Annotated in this window: 14 protein-coding genes; 3 read left to right on the top strand and 11 right to left on the bottom strand. The window is 52.5% G+C overall.

The features are described 5' to 3' along the window. Positions 1–25 precede the first annotated feature (25 nt). From recD to ACN0R1_RS05800, 4 genes are read right to left on the bottom strand one after another with little or no spacing between them, the layout of a single operon-like run. A complete protein-coding gene (gene recD / locus ACN0R1_RS05815; protein ID WP_417580835.1) occupies positions 26–2,053 on the bottom strand; it encodes an exodeoxyribonuclease V subunit alpha in 2,028 nt (675 codons plus the stop codon). After that, a complete protein-coding gene (recB, locus tag ACN0R1_RS05810) occupies positions 2,050–5,754 on the bottom strand; it encodes an exodeoxyribonuclease V subunit beta (RefSeq protein WP_417580833.1) in 3,705 nt (1,234 codons plus the stop codon). The genes recD and recB overlap by 4 nt, the downstream gene beginning before the upstream one ends. Further along, entirely contained in the window at positions 5,751–9,284 is a 3,534-nt protein-coding gene (gene recC / locus ACN0R1_RS05805; protein ID WP_417580831.1) for an exodeoxyribonuclease V subunit gamma, read from the bottom strand. The genes recB and recC overlap by 4 nt, the downstream gene beginning before the upstream one ends. Beyond that, positions 9,256–9,966 carry a transposase gene (locus ACN0R1_RS05800; RefSeq protein ID WP_417580829.1) on the bottom strand — a complete coding sequence of 237 codons (711 nt, stop codon included), beginning with the start codon at positions 9,964–9,966 and terminating at the stop codon, positions 9,256–9,258. Before ACN0R1_RS05800 ends, recC begins: the two co-directional genes overlap by 29 nt. Positions 9,967–10,148: 182 nt before the next feature. Here ACN0R1_RS05800 and ACN0R1_RS05795 point away from each other — a divergent pair, with 182 nt between their 5' ends. Both ACN0R1_RS05795 and ACN0R1_RS05790 read left to right on the top strand, forming a co-directional pair. Continuing rightward, on the top strand, positions 10,149–12,737 hold the full coding sequence (locus tag ACN0R1_RS05795) for an EAL domain-containing protein (RefSeq protein ID WP_417580827.1): 2,589 nt from the start codon (positions 10,149–10,151) through the stop codon (positions 12,735–12,737). Positions 12,738–12,811: 74 nt separating this feature from the next. Further along, positions 12,812–13,426, top strand: coding sequence for an alternative oxidase (locus ACN0R1_RS05790; protein WP_417580825.1), 615 nt, complete (start codon positions 12,812–12,814; stop codon positions 13,424–13,426). Between the two features lie 22 nt (positions 13,427–13,448). On the opposite strand, the gene ACN0R1_RS05785 is transcribed toward ACN0R1_RS05790, so the two are convergent. The 6 genes from ACN0R1_RS05785 to ACN0R1_RS05760 all read right to left on the bottom strand — a co-directional run bounded on the left by ACN0R1_RS05785 (position 13,449) and on the right by ACN0R1_RS05760 (position 20,057). Further along, entirely contained in the window at positions 13,449–13,739 is a 291-nt protein-coding gene (locus tag ACN0R1_RS05785; protein ID WP_417580823.1) for an acylphosphatase, read from the bottom strand. Between the two features lie 79 nt (positions 13,740–13,818). Further along, entirely contained in the window at positions 13,819–15,066 is a 1,248-nt protein-coding gene (locus ACN0R1_RS05780) for a glycosyltransferase (RefSeq protein WP_417580821.1), read from the bottom strand. After that, complete coding sequence (locus tag ACN0R1_RS05775) at positions 15,063–16,376, bottom strand: NAD(P)/FAD-dependent oxidoreductase (RefSeq protein ID WP_417580819.1); 1,314 nt, start codon at positions 16,374–16,376, stop codon at positions 15,063–15,065. Before ACN0R1_RS05775 ends, ACN0R1_RS05780 begins: the two co-directional genes overlap by 4 nt. A gap of 29 nt (positions 16,377–16,405) precedes the next feature. Beyond that, positions 16,406–17,770 carry a glutamine synthetase family protein gene (locus tag ACN0R1_RS05770; RefSeq protein WP_417580817.1) on the bottom strand — a complete coding sequence of 455 codons (1,365 nt, stop codon included), beginning with the start codon at positions 17,768–17,770 and terminating at the stop codon, positions 16,406–16,408. Positions 17,771–17,880: 110 nt separating this feature from the next. Next, a complete protein-coding gene (locus tag ACN0R1_RS05765; protein ID WP_417580815.1) occupies positions 17,881–18,921 on the bottom strand; it encodes a proline racemase family protein in 1,041 nt (346 codons plus the stop codon). Between the two features lie 2 nt (positions 18,922–18,923). After that, entirely contained in the window at positions 18,924–20,057 is a 1,134-nt protein-coding gene (locus ACN0R1_RS05760) for a zinc-binding dehydrogenase (protein ID WP_417580941.1), read from the bottom strand. Positions 20,058–20,258: 201 nt separating this feature from the next. Between ACN0R1_RS05760 and ACN0R1_RS05755 the strand changes: the two genes are divergently transcribed. Beyond that, positions 20,259–20,672: a DUF4399 domain-containing protein gene (locus tag ACN0R1_RS05755; protein WP_417580813.1), complete on the top strand. Its 414-nt coding sequence runs from the start codon at positions 20,259–20,261 to the stop codon at positions 20,670–20,672. A 44-nt stretch (positions 20,673–20,716) separates the two neighbouring features. On the opposite strand, the gene ACN0R1_RS05750 is transcribed toward ACN0R1_RS05755, so the two are convergent. Continuing rightward, positions 20,717–21,499 carry a response regulator gene (locus tag ACN0R1_RS05750; protein WP_417580811.1) on the bottom strand — a complete coding sequence of 261 codons (783 nt, stop codon included), beginning with the start codon at positions 21,497–21,499 and terminating at the stop codon, positions 20,717–20,719. Positions 21,500–21,568: the final 69 nt, after the last annotated feature.

Genomic DNA, 21,568 nt, shown 5'->3' with positions numbered 1-21,568 from the left:
TTAAGGGTACTGACCCCTTTTAATTTTAGAGGTGGAGGCCGCTGAGGCGGGTTACGCGTTTTTCCAGGGCGTGCCGGAGTACGCTGTCGCGGCTGTGGATCAGGGTGAAGCGTTGACGAGAACGGGTGATGCCGGTGTAAATGAGTTCCTGGGTGAGTACGGGGTTGGGTTGATCCGGTAACACCAGCGCGGTGTGGCTGAATTCGGAGCCCTGGGATTTGTGTACGGTCATGGCAAACACGGTTTCTAACGCCTGCAGACGACTCGGCATGACCCAGCGTACGCTCCCGTCTACGGCGGGGAAAACCACCCGCAATGCGGAGGTGATCGAGCCGTCGGGATTTTCTACAGGGCGCATTAGCGCAATACCGATATCCCCGTTCATCAGACGCAAGCTGTAATCGTTGCGGGTAATCAGCACCGGGCGCCCTTCGTACCAGAGTGCATCACTGCCTTCCAGTAATCCGGCCTCGGCCAGAGTGCGAGTGATCCATAGATTCAACTGCTCAACACCCCAGGAGCCTTCGCGCACCGCGCACAACAACTGAAAGCCAGTATGAGTTTCAAGTACCTGAGCCGCCCAAAGATCATGAGCCGCCTGCCCGGCCGCCAAAGCCGGTCGACTTTGCTGAATCTGTTGCAAATAGGTTCGATAGCCCTGAGTAATCAACTGAGCCAGGGATGCATCCGCGGCATGGCTGACGCTGAGTCTGTCTATCTGACCCTGCTGTTCAGTAAAGAGTTGATCCAGCGCCTTCAGACGATCTTCAACTGGCTGGCCATAGAGCTGTCCATCATTGACCAGACGTGCCAGGGCGCCTATACCGCCCTGCTCACTGAAGCGATGACTCTGGCGCAACATGGTAATCGCCTGATCCAGTGGCCGCCCGATCTCGCTAAGATAGCGCGCATCGAGTGAATACCCGGTGACGTCTGTCAACCATTGCGCCGTTTCATCCTGATAGCGACCCAGTGATGCCAACTGACACAAATCACCGAGGATGGCACCGGCTTCAACCGAGGCCAACTGATCCTTGTCTCCCAGCAGAATCAAACGTGCGCTGGGTTTGAGGGCATCGACCAGCGCGGCCAGCATCTCCAGATCAACCATGGAGGCTTCATCCACCACCACCAGATCGACCGGCAACTGCTGGCTGCGGTGATGACGAAAGCGACGGCTATCCGGTATCGGCCCTAACAGCCGGTGCAACGTGGTCACCTCAGTTGGAATCGCGTCCGCCAGTTGCTCGGGAGTGTGACTCAAAGCAGCCAAGGGTAGGTTCGCTACCTGGGCCGCTATCGACGCATTCAGACGTGCCGCGGCCTTACCCGTCGGTGCAGCCAGGGCAATACGCAACACGGGTTGCTCCTGCTGAAGCGCCAGGGCCTGCAACAGCGCCAGTAGCCTGACTACGGTGGTGGTTTTCCCGGTTCCGGGACCACCGGTAATCACGGCAAAGCCACGCCGAGCTGACAAGGCGCAGGCAATTTTCTGCCAATCCGGCTGCGCTGTATCAGCCGATGGCGGAAACAAGCTGTTCAACAAGGCCGCCATCGGCGCTTCCGGTAAGTCATAGCAGTGATCGATGCGTTGCATCAGCGCAGTGCGAACCTGTTGTTCATAGTTCCAGTAACGACGCAGGTAGAGTATCGGGCGTTCTGATGATCCGGATAACACCAGGGGCGCCGTAGCTTTTTCCGGCTGGTCACTCTGTCCATCCGATGCAAGCCGCTGAATTGCCGCCGACTGACTCAAACGCGCCCACCAATCCTCCGGACTCACCGACCGAAGCATCTGCAGGATACTGGCCAATGCCGGCGCATCGGGTCCAGCGGCTAACTCCAGATGGGTCAGGGCACCGATCAGATCCAGACATACATCACCATGACCGTTGCGCTCGCTGGTCAGGGCTATCGCCAGCAATACACAGGGATCTGACTCAGGCGCGGCCTCGGCTATATAACGACTCAATGCCAGATCCAGTGCACGGAGCTTTCCTTGCTGATGTAACAGATTCAACCAATTCAATGACGCTTCGCTATCCGCTTTCATGCCAGCACCTCATCCATCAACGCCTGACCGGCAAACAGTCGATCCAGCCCCTCAACCACCTGACGATCCGGCTTATCAAAAAACACCCCCTGAGAGGTGGCACGATGGCCGCGCAAAAACACATAGGCAGCCCCCCCGATATGCCGGTCATAATCATAATCCGGCAAGCGCAAGCGCAACTGCCGATGCAGGGCTAGCAGGTACAGGAGGTATTGCAGATCGTAGCGTTTTGCCAGCAGAGTCTGACGCATTACATCTTCAGAATAAGCTTGATCATTTACGCCTAACCAATTGGATTTCCAGTCTATTACATAGTAACGTCCCTGGTGTTCAACCACCAGATCAATAAAACCCTTGAGCATGCCATTTAAACGATTAGCGGCTAATGGTGGTCGCGCCTGCCCTGCCAGCGTGCGCTGCTGCACCCATTGATCCAGTTTCAAGGTACTTACCTGATGGCTGGCAAACCAGAACTCCAGCTCGACACTGAACTGCCGGGGCGACAGAGCAGCCAGGTTGAATGGCGCCGCTCCCGGCTCCGACTGCTGTGGAAACTGCCAGTCCTGACGGATGAACTGCTGTAACCACTGTAGCAGCGGCTCGCTCCAGGATTGCAGTTGTCGCTGCTGACAGCGCTGGATCAGATAGTCCAAACAGCTTGCCTGTAATGTCGGCTCCAACACGCCCGCAAACCCTTGCTGGCGTACGCCCTGACTGTCGACCCAAGTCAGCGCCGCAGCCCACTCCAGCAGACTGTGCAAGAACGTACCTATCTGACTGCCTTTAGGTAAGCCGTGCAGATCCAGTGCTGCCAAGGGATCGAGCCGGTCTGTCGCGTCGGTCTCTGCATCCTGGGTTTCCAGCAGCGTTTCCTGCCAGGCAGTTTCACTGACTTGTGTGGTGCCATGCTTCAGCGCAGAATAACTGGCAATCCACCAGGGCTCATGGCTGAGTCGCGGTGCTGCTCTGGCGCTCAGATCCACTTCCGGACGGTCCGGCTGCCAGACTTCCAGCGGCTGTTCTGGATGCTCATCTGGCAGGACCTGCAGACTAAGATGTTTCAGTTGTTTTAACGGTTCAGCCAGATTGCCTGAGTTGGCATCCAGCACATAAGCCAGCGCAGATGCGGCAAAGCTGTCAGTTTCAGCCAAGCCTATCCAGTTAACAAAACGTGCTCGGGTCAAGCCTACATAGAGCTTGCGTAAATCCTCTGCCAGACGCTCAGTATCGGCCTGTGCCAGGTTTTCAGGATTAGCACGAAGATGCACTTCAACCTGCTGATCGGCGTTATGGGTGACCAATAGCGTATCCTGTGCTTTGGCTTGTCGGCTATCACTGATAAAGGGCAAAAACACCAAGGGATATTCCAGACCTTTGGATTTGTGGATGGTGACTACCCGCACCAGTTGCTCATCCGTTTCCAGACGCAATTGCTGGGCTTCACTCTGCTCATCCGGTTCCTGAATCGACTCTTCCAGATAACGTATCAATGCCTGCTCGCCATCCAGCGTATCGGCCGCCTGATGCAACAGCTCACCCAGGTGCAGCAGATCGGTTAACTCGCGCTCACCCTGCGGCCGCTGACCGGCACTCTGGGCAATATTGAAATCCTTTATCAGGCGATAGATCAACGGCAGAATACCCTGACGCTGCCAGATCTGGTGGTAGGTTATAAATTGACCTGACTGACTTTCCCAGTACAACTCATCCTGATTCAGTCGCTCCAATGAGGCAATATCAGGGCGTAACAACGGACTGGCCAGCGCGGTACGAATGCGCTTCTCATTCAAGGGGTCAGACACCGCACGCAGCAGTTGTAACAGTTCGCTGGCAATCCAGGTCTGAAACACGCTGGATCGGTCCGAAAGATAGACACTGGCGACCCCCAGTTGCTGCAACGCCTGCCGGATACGCGTGGCTTCACCGAGATTATTCACCAACACCGCGCAATCCGCTGGTTGCACAGCGCGCCAGCCACCCTGTTCCGCCAGAGGCAGCATGGCGTTTCCCTGCTGCCCCTGTATCAGTAACTCGGTAATCTTGGCAGCAGTCAGTTGTGCCAGTCGCTCACGTGCATCCCCCTTATTGAGCTTGTCATCCGTCTGCTCAACCAGCCAGCCTTGCTGTGCAGGGGCTTGCTCTCCATCCAGCATCAACCCCGGCAAGTCGGCCTTCCCGGCCTTCACCGGCAAAAAAGGTACCGGATTATGCTCCCCGGTTTTGAACAGGAAAGCGCCTTGGGCACGTTGATCAGCCAGACTGAACACCTCATTGACCGAATCGATCAACGCAGACGATGAGCGGAAGTTGGTATCCAGAGTATAATGCTGTCCTTCACTGTCCTGACGTGCTTGCAGATAAGTATGGATATCCGCGCCTCGAAAGGCATAGATCGCCTGCTTGGGATCACCGATCATAAAGAAGCCGACTGGCGTGTTATCAGGGCTTTGCTGATAAATTCGACGGAAAATACGGTACTGCACTGGATCGGTATCCTGAAACTCATCGACCAGTGCCACTGGAAATTGTCTGCGAATCGCTGCGGCCAACGCCTCCCCCTGGGAGGATGCCAGTGCCTTGTCGAGACGCAACAACAGATCATTCTGACTCAGGCTGTTAGCCTGTTGCTTAACCTTCTCGATCCGTGCAGCAATCCAGTGCGCCGCATGGCATAGCAGCTCAGGCTGAAGATCCGGCAAATCGGCCAGCACCTGCTTTAACTGGGACAAGGCCAGGCAGGCTGGGTGATCAACCGGGGCCTGTTGCGCATCCACCCAGATCTCACTGATCCCCTCGGATGACATAACGCGCCAGCTTTTACCCCCGAAAATACCTGGATCTTCCAGTGAAGCCTGTGCCAGCCAATCGCTCAGTTTGTTTAACACACCAGCACGGTGACCGCTGTTGAGTTTTTTCGCCTGAAAGGCTTTCTGCTTAGCCGCCTGATCGAACAACTGCTGTAACTGGCCGATATAATCCTGCGCCCGCCACTCGGCCTTCAATGCATCCAGTTGCGCCGTGCGCTGTTGCCGATAACGCTGAATCAACTGCAAGGCTGACCCCGATGGATTGGCCAGATACGCCAGCTTATCCAGACAAGGCTTCACCTGTTTCAACAGGGCATCGGGTGATGCCCAACAATCGACCACCAGGGCCAACTGCTCCACTGGTAACTGACTGTAGGCACAACGCCAGTAATCTTCACTGGCCTGTTGTTGCCAGGCTTGCTCACTGGTTTCCAGTTGCTGATCAAAGGCACTGCCGCTATCAAAAGCATGCTCTTTCAGCATGCGATAACACCAGGCATGGATGGTGGAGATAGCTGACTCATCCATCCACTGCGCCGCCAGCGTTAATTGGCGTGCTGCCCGCGGGTGCTGATCAACTGGCAGTTGTTGCAGCAACGCCAACAGCAAGGCATCGCTGGTAGTCTCTCCCTGAAATACCCCCGCCGCTTCCACCAGCCTTGCGCGAATACGCTCACGTAGCTCTGCTGTCGCGGCATTGGTGAAGGTCACCACTAGTATTTCCGGTGGCAGCAGCGGTCGTGTAAACGCCTGATCGCCGCCATGCTGAATTACCAGCCGCAGATACAGCAGCGCCAGGGTAAAGGTCTTGCCGGTTCCAGCGCTGGCTTCGATCAAAGCCTTGCCCTGCAATGGAAAGGTTAAGGGATCCAGACGATTGATGCTGTCACTCATGAGCGGGCTTCCTTCTGCGCTGTCACCGCCTGATGAAAATCACCATAGAGCGCCTGTGCATGCTGGGCAAATGCACCTTCGGCCCAAAGTTGTTCAAGACCAGTACAGTGCTGATGAAAGAAACGGCTTTGCTGAAGGCTCTTATCCAGCGCCTCCAGCAGTTTGGTCTGGAGCTTACCCTCTGGAAACTCAGGTACAGCCGCATCATCCCGGTTGGCCAGCCAGGCGATGGCAGTATCCAGGCTTAACGGCGTGGGCGCCTGCAGCGTTTCATGAGCGGCCTGTAGCAGACGATCCAGACAGGCATGGGCCTGCTCCGCAGACGCCAGTGGTGCAAAGCGAATTTTGCCTTCAGGGGTAATAATCCGGGTGGTCAGTTTCAGGCCGCTCTGGTGAGCCAGCAGATGCATCAGCCAGCCGCGCAAGTGATTGTGCCATTTGCGCGTCCGCCCCTGCTTGATCAAGCCACTGCTTTGCAACAACAGTAACGCGACCTCCCCTGTTTCAGGGTTCTGATACAGGGGCTCAAGCGTGGCTTCTACAGACAACACACCCCATTCGCTATGCGCTGAATATATCACTGGCTGGCTCTCCAGCACGTCACTGAACTCAGTGCGTTCAGCCAACCAGTCGCTATAGACCGCGTCCAGTCCCTGACACAGCGCCTGCCCCTGCAACTGTCCGAGACTGCCCTCAACCAGCAAGCCCTCCTGCTGAATACGCTGCACTTCATCAGCGACGCGCTGTAAAAAGTCGTCTTCATCCACGGCAGGCAGGATGGCTGATTGCAGCAACCGGTCACGCAGTTGCCAAACTTCCAATCCATCCAGCGCAAAGCTTTCGGTATCGCGTAACACCTGAATGGATTCTGTTCGTGGCACTTGCAGGCGCAGGGCATAAAAGCTGTCTATCGGCTGCTTCATCAACTGCACCAACTGCGCCAGAGACAAGGCGGTTTCTGGCTGCCAGGGCTCCAGTGTTAGCAGTGATTGTGCCTGACTGATCGGTTGATGCACTGCTAACCATTCAGATGCATAACTGAACGGCGCGTGCGCAGCGACGTCCTGGTCAAAATAGCGGCGACTGAAAGGCTGTAACGGGTGCTCGGTGGTCAGTTCATTGAGCAGATCGTCAGTCTGCCCTTGCCAACCCGACTGCAGATGATCACGCAGTTGTCCGACCAGTACAGACGGTGGGCGCACGGAGTTATCGCGAACACTGCGGCCTACCCAGCTGACTACCAGCTTCTCGCGCGCCGCCAGCAAGGCTTCCAGAAACAGATAGCGATCATCTTCACGTCGGGAACGGTCACCGGGTCGATAATCCTGTGCCATCAGATCAAAATCCACCGGTCTGACGGCGCGCGGATAAGCGCCATCATTCATCCCCAGCAACCAGACTTGCCGAAACGGAATGGCACGCATCGGCATCAGCGTAGCGAAGTTTACCGACCCGGCCAGGAATGTCTGACTCAAACCCGGCTGATCCAGACCGGACAGCAACTCTTCACGCACCACGTCGAGTGTTAGGGGCAGATCACTGGCTTCAGCCAATTCGATAGCCTCTAGCCACTGCGTTAACTGCTGTTCAAATTTGAGCAACAACGCCTGATCCAGCTCTGACTGGGGCACAAAGAAATCCTGTAGCAACTGCTGCAAACGGGCAGCCCATTCACCAGCATGGGTAGCTTGCTGCAGCGTGTGCCAGGCAGTTTCCAGTTGATCCAGCAACAGCACCAGCGGTCCTAACCTGGCAGCTTCCAGGCCAGCCACTTCAGCATAGGGTACAGTTCCCTGCCAGGCAGACGTTTCACCACTGGCATAGCCCAATAGCATACGCTTCAAGCCAAAACGCCAGGTATTAGCCGATACACCTTCAGGCAGATCCAGCGCTTCACGCTGCTCAGCATCCAGTCCCCAGCGAATATTGGCTCCCTGTATCCAGCGCTTCAGGCTGAGCAGATCGACCTCATCCAGTTCAAAACGGGCACGTAAGGCAGGTACATCCAGCAGATCCAGCAGTTCGGTGACACTGAAGCGGGACTCAGGCAGATGCAGCAGACTTTCCAGCGCAATCAGCAAGGGCGCTTTGTGGCGTTGGCCCTGATCGGCAATATGAAATGGCAGATAACGCGGATCATCTCGATCCAGTTTACCGAACACCGCATCGATATGTGCGGCATACACCTGGATATCCGGCACCATCACCAGAATATCGCGGGGGTTCAAGGGTTCACCTGAGTGTTGCGCCGCCTCAAACTCGGCTAATAGCTGATCCTGAAGTATCTCCACCTCACGCTGCGGACTATGCGCTAGCATAAAGCTCAGGCTGCGATCTTGCACATCTACCTGGCTCTGCATCGCCTGGCGCTCACTCAGGGTGCGCAGTTCCAGAATATCATCCTGCAGTTGTTGCAGCAGTGTTTCGTTCCCTGGCGATGAAAACAGATCTATGCGTTCAAAGTGCTGCTGATAGCTCTGCGGCTGATCACGCTCATCCAACAATCGAAGATAGTCACGCCCCTGACGCCCCCAGGCTGCCAGTAAGGGATGGCCGTGCAGGTGCAGTTGATCTTCATCCAGATTATCCGGCACGCGGCGCTCAGGATTGCGCTGATAAGCTTTTTTGAACAGCTCCCGCCCTTCGATCAGATCGCCCCAATAGTGCTGACTGGGATTACAGACAAACAACATCACCTGAGAAAACTGTGACAAGACTTCGAGCACTTCCAGTGTTTGCCGGGGCAAGGAGGAGATGCCGAACACGATGATTCGGCGTGGAAAACCAGCCGATGGTTGGTTAGCATCCTCCTCGCCAAGCTGCTGACAAAACACCTGATGCACGCTGGAACGGCTGGCATAACTGAGAAAATCAGCCTCCGAGTAAGCCTGTCGAATATCCGCATTCAACCACTCCCAGAGCAACGGCTGCCAGGCCTGCTCCGCCTTCAATGGCTGTCGTTCACCCGCTGCGGTGATCAACACGGATTCACCCTGCAACCAGGCCTCCAGCCAATCGGCCCGGTAAACCTGATATTGATCATAAAGATCAGCCAGGCGCGCCGCCAACTGCCAGGTGCGTGACACGGAAGGGTCCTGATCGAGAAAATGCTGCAGCGGCTGTAGCACCTGAGGATCAGTCGCTCTGGCAGCCAGGGCTGGCAGATCACTGAGCAATCGTAACAACCGCCAGGTCAGCGGTGCTTTATCAAAGGGGGAAGCACTGGGTAGCTCGGGAAACTCCTGACGATAAGCCTGCCAGATAAAGCGCCCCGGCAACATCACCTGCAAACCCGCCGCGATACCCAGCCCGGACTCCGCTCCATCCCCCGAGTTCGCGGCCAGCGCCAGCTTCAGCCACTGGGCAATACCGTTGCTTTGTACCAGAATCACTTCATTTTCCAGCGGCTTAAGCGGGTAATGCTGAGTCCAGCTCACCATCAAATGACGCAACTCTTCAAGATGATTCCCCTGAATCACCATAAACCCTGGAATCAAGGGGTCAGCCAGCTTGGTTTTTATATTCGGCACTCTTTCTATCGCCCCCATGAGATGTTAGCTTTGCTGGCCTTCCAGTTTGTAGGCTTACCCAATTGTTGAAGTTTACATCACCCAGTGCTTCGCCACGAATAGTTGCCTCGGTTATGTTTTGATTCTCATCACTTAGGTTCACATTACTCATCATCGACCTGTAATGAGCCGCTCTTTCACCTTTTGTAGCCGCTAAATCCAGATAGAGAGGATGCTCTGAAATCAGCGGGTCCACTGCTCCAAGCGCATTGTGGTGATAGCTTGACCAAGGGTATTCTTTGGGATCACTTACCAGTCCGGCTTTTACCGGGTTCATTTCGATATACTTGTATAAGGTGAAAAGGTAATGATCACTGTCTACAAGGCATGATTTAAACCGCCCTTCCCAAATGGTGCCTGTTCGTTCCCGACTGGAATTAAAATACCTGACATAGCGATTGGTCAGAGACTGCATAAACACGGCTAACTGATGTTTGTCTTTTGGCGTAATCAGTAGATGCAAATGATTTGTCATGATGACGTAAGCATGCAACTGGCAATCTGCTTTTATGAGTGACTTCGCGATATCGGCAAGGATACGTGACATATCCCCTTTGTTTTCAAATATTTTTTGACGATTATTACCTCGATGCATGATGTGCAGAGGCAGATTAGGCAGTACCAATCTAGGTTGTCTAGCCATGACGTTACATCCTTGTAGTAATCAGACTGAATCCAGTTTACTCAATGAATCGATGATATCAACTTTCTTTTTAATCAAGCTGGCTGACCCCTTGAACTTCAACTTTTAATCAAGCTGGCTGACCCCTTGAAGATTTCATGTCTATACTGCGGTTATATACTTTTTAAGGAATAGTTAGCGATATGACACGGATATATACTGGTATCAGTCTTTACGGCCTGGTACTGGCGTTGTTGCTCACCTTCAACGCTCAGGCTGATACGCAAAGCGTTCGTATCGGCGTGTATGAAAACCCACCCAAAATCATGCTGGGATCCGATGGCAGGCCTTCTGGCATTTTAGGGGAGCTATTACAGGAAATCGCCTTGCGTGAAGACTGGCAACTCCAGGCAGTTCCTTGTAATTGGGATGCCTGCCTGCAACTGCTGCAAGAAGGTAAAATTGAATTAATGCCGGATGTAGCCTTCAGTGAGCAACGGCAAACACAGATGTCATTTCATAGACTGCCTGCTTTACATAGCTGGTCACAAATATTTCGACACTCCGATGTGCAGATCGATTCTGTACTCGACCTTGACCACAAACGCATTGCAATCCTTGCAGGCTCAATTCAACAAGAATACCTGGAACAGGTCGATAGTGAGTTTGGTATACAGATGGAGCTCATACGGGTCAGTGATCTGCAGTCAGCGCTCAACCTGCTAGCCGAAGGCAAAGCCGACGCACTTGCAACCAATAATCTGTTTGGGGGCTATCATATTAATGGCTATAATCTTGAGCCTACCTCGATTTTGTTTCAGCCCGCACGCCTGTTTTTTGCCACATCGCTGAATCAAAACACGGAACTGCTGGATCGAATCGATCAATGGCTGGACAACTGGAAGACTGATCCCAATTCACCTTACAACCATATTCTAAAAAACTGGCAATCAACTATTGAAGTCCCGGTTATTCCTACATTTATCTGGATTGGGTTAAGTGTTCTGGCAGGTTTACTGTTACTGGCACTGCTGATCATGAAGCACCTCAGACAAGTAATGCATCACATCCAACGTGAGTTGCAAATGAGTGATGCCAAGCTGGCCACCATCCTCAACAACCTGCAGGCTTATGTGTATATCAAAGATCCACAGCATCACTATCTTTATGCCAGCCCCAAAGTCTGCGAGCTATTTGGCTGCTCTGAGGAAGAGATTGTTGGAAAAACTGACCAATCATTTTTTGATAATGAATCCACCGCTGAAATTTTCCGTCTGGATGACCGGGTACTTGTCAGCGGTGACAGCATTATTAAAGAAGAGGTAAATAAGCTACCTGGAGAAAGCGAAGCACGTACATTTCTCTCAGTGAAAGTACCCATGCGCGATGATCAGGGAAAAATTTATGCATTATGTGGGCTTGCAACTGATATTTCTGAGCAGAAACGGCATAAGAAAGAAGTTCATCAACTGATTTTTTATGATGTACTCACCGGGCTGCCCAACCGACGACTACTCATGGACCGTTTACAGCATAGCCTGGCAAGTCGTCATAACCAGCAGGGTAACGGCGCCGTTATTCTTATAGATCTGGATAACTTTCGTACCCTGAACGATACCTTGGGACACCAGGCCGGTGATCAGTTGCTTACAGGCATAGCCGAGCGGCTAAGTAAGCAGATACGTGTCAGTGATACCCTGGCACGCTTTGGCGGTGATGAGTTCATGTTATTACTGGAAGATCTCTCAGCTGATGACACCTTGCTGCTGAACCAGGTTGAGCAGGTACTGGACAAGGTTATTGAGGCTTTTGAACGTCCATTCCGGATCCAAAATCAGGACTACACCACCTCAGCTAGTCTTGGCGTAGCACTTTATTCTGACAGCAAGCACAACCCCGAAGAACTGATAAAACGTGCCGAACTGGCAATTTACGATGCCAAAAAAGTCGGGCGCAATCAGATACGTTTTTTTGATGCCAGTATGCAACAAAAAGCCGAGCATCGGGCCGAGCTGGAGTTTGGCCTGCGCAGAGCACTTAAAAATCAGGAGTTTATACTCTACTACCAACCTCAGTACCATGCTGAAGGGCAAATGACCGGTGTCGAAGCACTGATCCGTTGGCAACCACCTGAACAGCCCCTGGTATCACCGGCTGATTTTATACCGGTAGCAGAGATGACCGGCCTGATTCTGCCGTTAGGGCAGTGGATTTTGCATACGGCTTGTAAGCAATTGGTTAGCTGGGCATCGCACCCCGATACAGCACACTTAACCATCGCGGTGAATATCAGTGCCGCTCAGATGCATCACAATAGCTTTGTTGATGATGTGTTGAGTATTCTGAAACAAACTGGCGCACCAGCTCAGCAGTTGGAGTTGGAGCTAACCGAAAGTCTGCTGATTGATAATATTGAACAAACCATTGAAAAAATGCTCATACTGAAAGCCGAAGGGATACGCTTTTCACTAGATGATTTTGGCACCGGCTTTTCATCGCTGAATCTGCTGATCAATCTTCCATTGGATACCTTGAAAGTGGATCAGGCCTTTGTACGCAATATGCACAGGGATGCACGTGACCTTGCTGTGGTCAGAACCATTATCGATCTGGGCCGCAGCCTGGCATTAAATGTAATTGCAGAAGGCGTTGAAAACCTTGATCAGCGTGACGCACTACAGCGCTTCGGTTGCCGGTCTTTCCAAGGATTCTTATACGCCCGCCTTATGCCGATCGAAGCATTTGAATCACATAGCAACACAATACCACCCTGCGAAAGCCTGTCGTATTAACTGAATTTTCAGGAACCTATTCAATGCTGAGTAGCCATACCTACTGAGTCTTGCAAAACAACTTGGGGTAATTAATGTCCGAACAGCGTCTGCAGACACATTTCAAACCAAAGAGAGGGTCTGACCGGGTGGCCTATGCCATGACCCGATTTCTACGCTTTTTTGCCGATAAATTTTTTGCCCAGCGCTATGGCCATCGCGCCGTTGTGCTTGAAACCGTAGCCGCCGTTCCTGGAATGGTTGGCGGTGCCCTGCAGCATTTGAAAGCCTTACGACAACTCAAAAGCGACGAAGGCTGGATAAGAACCTTACTGGAAGAGGCTGAAAATGAACGTATGCACTTGATGACCTTTATCGAGATTGCGCAACCGAATCGTTTCGAACGCCTGCTAATCCTATTGGTACAAGGGATTTTCTATAATAGTTTTTTCCTGCTCTACCTGATCTCACCCCGCACTGCGCATCGCTTTGTTGGGTATCTCGAGGAGGAAGCGGTATACAGTTACACTGAGTATCTGGAAGGTATAGACAGCGGACTCTATGAGAATGTACCCGCTCCCCAAATTGCCATCGACTACTGGCAGCTACCGGAAGATGCACGCTTACGTGATGTGGTATTAGCTGTACGCGCCGATGAAGCCAAGCATCGCGATGTTAATCACGACTTTGCCGATCAGTTGAACCCTTGAGGATCTGCAGGAAACTCCAGGGTTAGTTTTCTGCATCATCCCAGATTTCGAAGCTGGTGTGGCTGTCATCCCAGTCGCCTGGCTCGGCAATCACTTCAGCTACATTAGCTAACTCCGGCCCCTGATTCAACCAGGCTTCGACATGGTGAACATTGATCTCTTCACCGCATAACAGGGCTTCAACACTGCCATCAGCCAGATTGCGTACCCACCCCACTACACCATGGGCCTCGGCCTGCTGCTGAGTAAAGCGCCGAAACCAAACCCCTTGTACTCGGCCAACCACGCGGACATGTAAACATATTTTTGCCATCGTCAGTGCTTCCGTAACAATCAGTTATTTCTATCTACTCGGGTAATCTAGCATACCACCTAAGCCCCACTCTGTTAGCCTAGTTGTGCTTGTTTTTGGCTTCAATCCACTGCGCCATATACTGGGTGCTTTTCATGCTGTGATGCCGCAGCATCTGGCCGATAAAGTGCTGCTGTCGCAAACTATCACGCTGCTGATACTGTTGCAGCACGCGGGCAATAAAATCCGGCTCTAACTTAGCACGGTTATACAACTGCTCAAGCAGGTGATCACCTTGCTGCTGTGCCTGTTGCCAGCCGTCTTCGTTAGTATAGAGGTTCACCGCCTGCTGGATAAATGCCGTCTCATCATCACCAATTGCACCGCTCCAGGGCAGCTCGGCGTGCATGCCTTCGGCACCTAGCGGCGTGGTGACACTCGGCGTACCTGTCTGCATCGCTTCCACCAGCTTACCTTTCAGCCCGGCGCCGAAACGCAACGGCGCCAGTAACACCCGCGCCTGCCCTACCACCTGCTTGGCATCATCGGCCCAGCCTTTTATCAAAAAGCCTTGGGCTGGATTATGCAGTTGCGTCGCCTTGGGTGGCGGATAGGCCCCGTAAATATGCACGCTGGCATCCGGTAACTGCTGACGAATAGCTGGCCAGAGCGTCTGTTTAAGATAGAGTACGGCGTCCCAGTTGGGGGCATGACGAAAGTTGCCGATGCTGACAAAATCACGTCGCTGGGTAAAGCTCAAGCGCTGCTGCTTCTGCGTCGCTGTAATCGGCTGCAGCATAAATGGCAGGGTATACAGCTGAGTTGCGGGCATCTGAAACTGCTGTTGCAGCAAGCGGGTTTCGACGGCTGAGATCATCAGAGTCAGGTCAGAGCGAAAAATGGCGGCCACTTCGCGGATCGCCAACTCGCTGTGTAGATCTTGCGGTTGATAGTCCCGCCCTGCCTTGAGCGCTTGATGACGCGCATGACGAAGACTGTGAAGGTCTTCGGTGTTCAGAATACGCAAGGCCTGAGGCGCATATTTTTCAACCCGCCAGCCAAATTGCTCTTCCATCATAAACCGATCAAAAACAACAATATTCGGTGTTGTATCCAGCAAGAACTGATCAAAGGAGCTGCAATTCAAGCGAATAACATGACTGGCAATGCCCTGCGCTGCCAAATCAACCTGATGCTCAGTCGGTTGTGCCGGGCTGGCAAAATCCACCCGCCAACCCTGCACCAAAAAGCTATCGAGTAGCTGCATCATCCGGCTGCCGGCGGCGGATGAATTGGGTTCTGGCCAGACATAGCCAATCACCAACACGCGTAAAGGTAAATCACTCAACGCAGTGCTTCCCGTAAACGGTAATACCACATACCGGCAGCCAGCATGGGATTACCCAACCAATCACCCATAGGAACGCGTATCTGAGAGCAGCGGGCAAAGACATCAAACTCACCTAACTGGCCACTGACCGCCTCAGCCATAATTTCCCCCATAATATGGCTGCTGGCCACACCATGACCGGAGTAACCCTGGCAATACCAAACATTGGGGGATAACTGGCCCAGTTGCGGAATGCGATTGATCACGATACCCATAGCACAGCTCCACTGATGCTCGATCTCTACCCCTTTGAGCTGCGGAAAGGTCTTTTCTATTGCTGGCCTCAGTTCAGCCGCAATGTCACGTGAGTCCCGTCCTGAGTAGTTACAACCACCACCAAATAATAATCGCTGGTCGGCTGTCATACGGTAGTAATCCAGCACAAAACGGCAGTCATATACCGCCAGATTTTGCGGATTCAGCTCAGCGGCAAGATCACCCAGCGGACGGGTGGTCACTATGCCGCCCATTGCTGGAAAAATCATGCCCTTGAGCTTTTCCGGTGCCAGTTTGTGATACACATCCCCCGCCAACAACACCTGCTTAGCACGGATTTTTCCGCGGTCGGTGATTACACAGGGTGTGTCACCCGACACAATGTCCAACACCTGGGTCTGCTCGTAAATTTGCGCACCTAGAGAGACGGCCGCCCTGGCTTCACCCAGACACAGATTCAATGGATGCAGGTGCATATTGCGGTTATTGCGAATTGCACCGGAATACAGATCCGTCGCCAGCAGTTGGCGCACGCCTTCTCTGTCCAGCAGACTGACATCGTCACCCAGGCCTCGCTGGAGGGCTTCGGCATAACTGGCTTCAAGCTCCTGCATATGCGCGGGTTTGAAGGCGGTATGCAGATGACCCAAGCGCAGATCGCAATCAATGCCGTACTTCTCCACCCGCGCTTTGATAATCTCATGCCCCCGCCAGCGTAACTGCCAGATAAAATCATCTACCTCGTCACCCAGGCTGTTGCGCATCTGCTTACGCATTGCCGTATCACCCGACAGACTCCCGGTCACCTGACCGCCATTACGACCCGAGGCGCCCCAACCCACCCGATTGGATTCCACCACCGCAACACGATAACCGCGCTCGGCCAATTCCACTGCTGACGCAATACCGGTAAAACCGGCACCAATAATCACCACATCAGTGTCGACATCTCCCTGCAATGGCGGATAGACGCTCTGATCATTCACAGTGGCACTGTAGTAAGAAGGCAAGCGCTCCTGACGAGGAGCTCCGGCCAGATTGTTACCATTCATCGCTTATTCCTTAATCATTCAGACAGCCATCACGTGGTGTGGCGATACCAGCGCCAGTCCTGCTCACCGACTTCAGCCATAAACTGCTGGTACTCAGCCTGCTTAACTGCCAGATAAATTTTGAGAAATGCAGGGTCTATAAGCTCGGGTAGCCAAGTCGAGGTGGAACAGGCATTCAGGGTGGTTAGCCAATCACCCGGCAGGGTTTCAGTCACCTGCGCATAACCATTGCCAGTCACCGGTGCACCTGGATCTATTTGTTCATCAATACCACGCAGCACACCAGCCAGAATCGCAGCTGCTGCCAAATACGGATTGGCATCAGCACCACAGATACGGTGTTCAATATGACGGCTGACTGGCGGCCCTCCAGGAACCCGCATCGACACGGTACGGTTATCAACACCCCAGGTGGGTGCCAGCGGTGCGTAACTTTCCGATTGGAAGCGCCGATAGGAGTTGGCATTGGGGCAGAAAAACAGCAGGGTATCGGTCAGACACGCCAGCATGCCACCAATCGACCAACGCAACAGTGGCGTCCCGGCCGGATCGTCACTGGCAAAAAGATTATGTCCCTGATCATCGTTCAGACTGAGATGCATGTGCATACCTGAACCCGATTGCTGTGCAAAGGGTTTCGCCATAAAGCAGGCCTGCATGCCGTGTTGATGCGCGACGCCCTTCACCAGACGTTTGTAGCGCACCGCCTGGTCCATAGCAGTCATGGCATCGCCATGCTGTAGCGTGATTTCCACCTGACCGGGCGCATATTCAGATATAGCGGTACGCGCCGGTATGCCCTGGAGTTTGCAGGCGGCATACAGGTCTGCCAGAAAGGGTTCCAACTGTTCCAGTTCCCGCAAGCCGTACACTTGTGTGCTAGTGGGTCTGGCTCCCCCTGGCTCCGCTGCCAACTGCGGTGCACCGTGGCTGTCGGTTTGCAGATCCAGTAAATAAAACTCCAGTTCACAGGCCATTACCGGATAGTAACCCTTGGCGGCAAAGCGCTGAATAACCTGCTGTAACAGATGACGGGGATCAGCAACCGCGGCAGGTAGGCCCTCCTGTGGATGCATGCTGACCTGTACCGCCGCTGTCGGCATAGCACGCCAAGGCATAGGTACCAAACTACCGGCCAGTGGGTAGGCACGGCAATCGACATCACCTACATCCCAGACCAATCCGGAGTTTTCAACATCATCACCGTTAATCGACAGGCCCATAATGGTACTCGGCAAGGGCCGACCCGACTCATACACCGGCAAGAGTTCCTCACGATGCAACAGTTTGCCTCTCGGCACCCCATTGGCATCCAGAATAAACAGTTCGAACAGCTCTATATCAGGATAACGATCCAGAAAATCGAGTGCTTCCTGCACCTTTGCAAAGGTCATTGCTGACTCCTCGTTGTTATAAAACAGCTATTTATTGCTATAAACACTTTGAAAATAACAAAAATACCGCTACAAAACGAGTGTCGGCTGACCGTGAGTTAACAATCCATTCAACTTACCGGCTTTAGCAATGAATTCAACCCCTCATGACTCACCATTGGGTCATCAGCATTGACGAGTATTTCCGCGCGATTTAACACATAGGCTTTACCGGTGATGCTATTTTCAACTAGCGTTTGCCCGCCTTCCAACTGACTGATCCCGGTAAATTTACCCCGAAAGCGGGTTTCTCTTAGCGAACAGGTTTCCAGTGTATCCCCTGGTGAAATGCGCTGTTCATACTGCATCAATGCCAGTCGTGCAGAGGTGCCTGTGCCCGTGGTGCTTCGACAGATCACCCCCGGATGCACATAGGTTGTCGAGCGGGATGCGTACTGCCCTTTAGCCGGATTTTCAACCGGTCCCATAAAGTGCAGAAAGGGAATGGGACCAACATCACCGAGTGAATAGTGGTAAAAACTTCGCTCGGCTCGAATCGCCTCGATAATGGCATGCGCACAAGCACTCAGGCGTGACTCCTCATCGAGTGACAAGTTAAAACCTAGTGCGGCCGCCTCTACCAGAACATAAAACCCGCCACTGTAAGCAATAGAATAGGTCACCTCACCCAGACCCGGTACTGAAATTGTCTGCTGATAAGAGTCGATATAACTGGGAAGGCCTTCACAGGTAATTGATTCCACCACGCCATCACGTATTTCGGCATCGATCTGCACCAGTCCCGCCGGTGATTCCAGCATGAATTGCTGGTGCCCCTCCTGCTTGGGTACCAGTCCCAGTTCCAATACAGCGGTTGCCGTGCACAGGGTGTTGGAACCGGAATAGATCGGATAGCCCATCACCTCCATGATGATGTAACCGGCTACCGCCTGTGGATTGGTGGCTGGCACCAGCAGATCCACTGACATTTCCGGAATACCATAGGGTTCGAACAATAATAGCTTTCTAAGCCCATCAGCCTGGTGTTGCAGGTATTCCATCTGCTGTCGAACGCTGTCTCCCGGTAGCGCTTTTACGCCAGCATAGACAATCCGACTGACGTCTCCTCCAGCATGCGTATCCATCAACTGCAAACTCAATTGTCGGCTCATACTCAAGCCTCCGACAACGCAAAAGGAGCACCATGTTCGGCCCATTCTTCATCAGGAACGATGACGATTTTACCCAGATAATTACTGCCCCGATTGACGAAATAGGTTTCCGCCTCGTGTAGCTGTGAAAGTCGAAAAGTGCCATGCAACACAGGTTTGAGCTGTCCATCAGCAATCCAACACATCAACTGTCGTGCTTCTTGCCGCGTTCCGTGGGATACACCGAAAATCTGTACCTGATACAGGTAAATACGTGTCCACATCATCTGACTGAGATTGCCACCACTGGCACCGGCAATACTTAGGCGTGGATAGCTACGACGCTGGTCCATCTGTTGAATCATGGTGTCGATGAAACGGTCAGTCATCTCACCACCAACCAGGTCCATCACCGCATCGATAGGGGCGCCACCAGTCGACGCCAAAACGCGGTCAACAAAATCATCCATATTGCCGCGGTCCACGACGGCTTCAGCTCCCAGAGCCAATAAAGCGTCTGACTTATTCTGTTGGCTCACGGCATAGGGAATGGCACCCAGAAGTCGGCATAGCTGAATTAATGCGGTTCCCACGCCACCACTGGCTCCGGACACCAATACACGCTCACCAGATGTTACCTTCGCGGCGGTCAGCATATGATAAGCAGTCTGATAAGAGCACATACCCAAGGCGGCCAGTTCGGCATCAGCTAATTCAGGATTATCGATTCGGTAAAACTGATCCGACCTGACAACAATATATTCTGCAAAACCGCCATCGGCGCCATGACCATAGTAATCGGGTGTCAGGTTAATATCCTCGCGGGTATCGGCATAGAGATTAAAATCCAACAAGCCGCGCTCGCCCAGGCGTGACTCAGCTACTTCAGCGCCTACGGCTACAATCCGTCCTACCACATCCGCACCCTGAATACGCGGAAAGGTCAGCGTCGGTGTGCCACTAATTTGAAAGGAGGTAATGTCACTGCTATCTCCCACAGGATAAAGCCCCTCACGCGCCTTACGGTCGGTATTGTTTTTGGCGGTGGCGCTGACCTTAACCAATACCTCTTGAGGACCTGGTGTCGGTACCGGCACATCTTGCTGATAAATCAACTGGTCTAACCCACCATGCCCCATAAGACACATAGCTACCATGCTTTTTGGAATCACACTGCTCTCCCTCGTTATAAACTCTGAATATATGAATGTAGAAGAGGAATGCTCTGATGTACACCTAAGGAACATAACGGCCTTGTTGGCAGAGCCAGGTAGCTACAAAATTTGACAAGCTAGACGGTTGATCTAGGCTGAACTAAGCCATTCGTACTCAAAAATAAACATAACAAGGACTTCATTATGAAACGGCAATCCCCTCATCTGGCTCTATTTCTGCTTTTACTGTTGTTGCCGCTAACATCCATCGCTGACGACGAGAAGAAGCTCTACATCATTTCCCCTGCTGATGGTGAAACCCTTAGCAACCCTGTCACTGTTCATTTTGGACTGAAAGGTATGGGGGTAGCTCCTGCCGGTGCAGACTTCCCAAACACTGGGCATCACCATCTATTAATTGATGTCGATACTTTACCAGCCATGGACATGCCGGTGCCTGCGGATGAACAGCACTTGCATTTTGGTGGTGGACAAACCCAAGTCACCTTGGAACTTGAACCGGGAGAGCATACGCTGCAGTTGCTGTTGGGCGATAAAATGCATGTTCCTCATGCTGAGCCGATGGTTTCCGATAAGATAACCATCCAGGTGGAGTAAGCGAGTTTTCTTATTGATGGCGGGCCCGGATAAGCTATATAACCTCAGCGCACTGAAGCAATGTACTTAGCCAAATGATCCATCTTATCCGGGTCATCATCCACAAATGCGACTTTTACATTAATGAAGGGCGCATCAATTTTTCTTTCCATGGCTTCAATGCGTTCAACAAAACCATTCACTCGTGCAACACTGCCACCAGATAGTTGCTCTATATCGACAACAGCCTGATCCAGTATGGTAGGAAAAACGCCTTCATTTTTGATGACAACCAATACGTCTCTCAAGCTCAAGTCTTTAATAGCGCACTTAATAACCTGATCTCTGACTCTAAGCTGCGCTAAGCCTTTTGGCTTCAAAGCCGATTTTGCAGGTATGGGTGGCGTATTTTCTGCTTTATCTAAGGAGGCGGCTGCCTGATCTATTTTCCGCGTATTGGGCAGTCTGGTTTCACCCGACAAAAGCTTGTTCATTTTCTGGGTCAGTTGATCACCGGTAAACGGCTTTCCGAGATAATCATTGACGCCAGCCTGAATAGCCTTGAGCACATAAGAACGTTCGCCCCGACTGGTCACCATCACGAATGGAGTGGCTTTGTATTGTGTTTGCTGCCGCGTCCAGGTCAGTAATTCAAGACCACTCATTTTCGGCATTTCCCAATCACACAGAATCAAATCAAAATGCGAGGTCTGCATAATAGACTGCGCTTCTTGTCCATTGTAAGCCGCCGTAACGGTTGAGCCAGGAAAGGATGTCTTAACAATTTTAGAGACAAGCTCACAGATGAATTTTGCATCATCGACGATAAGAACAGATAATTGGTTCATCAACAAAATAGACCTTTCGCAGAGTAAAAGCACCTATGAGTTATAAAAATCAGATAAATAGTAAAGGTG

The sequence above is a fragment of the Nitrincola sp. genome (genome assembly GCF_048264025.1).
GTDB lineage: Bacteria > Pseudomonadota > Gammaproteobacteria > Pseudomonadales > Balneatricaceae > Nitrincola.
This window is presented reverse-complemented; position numbering and strand designations above follow the sequence as displayed.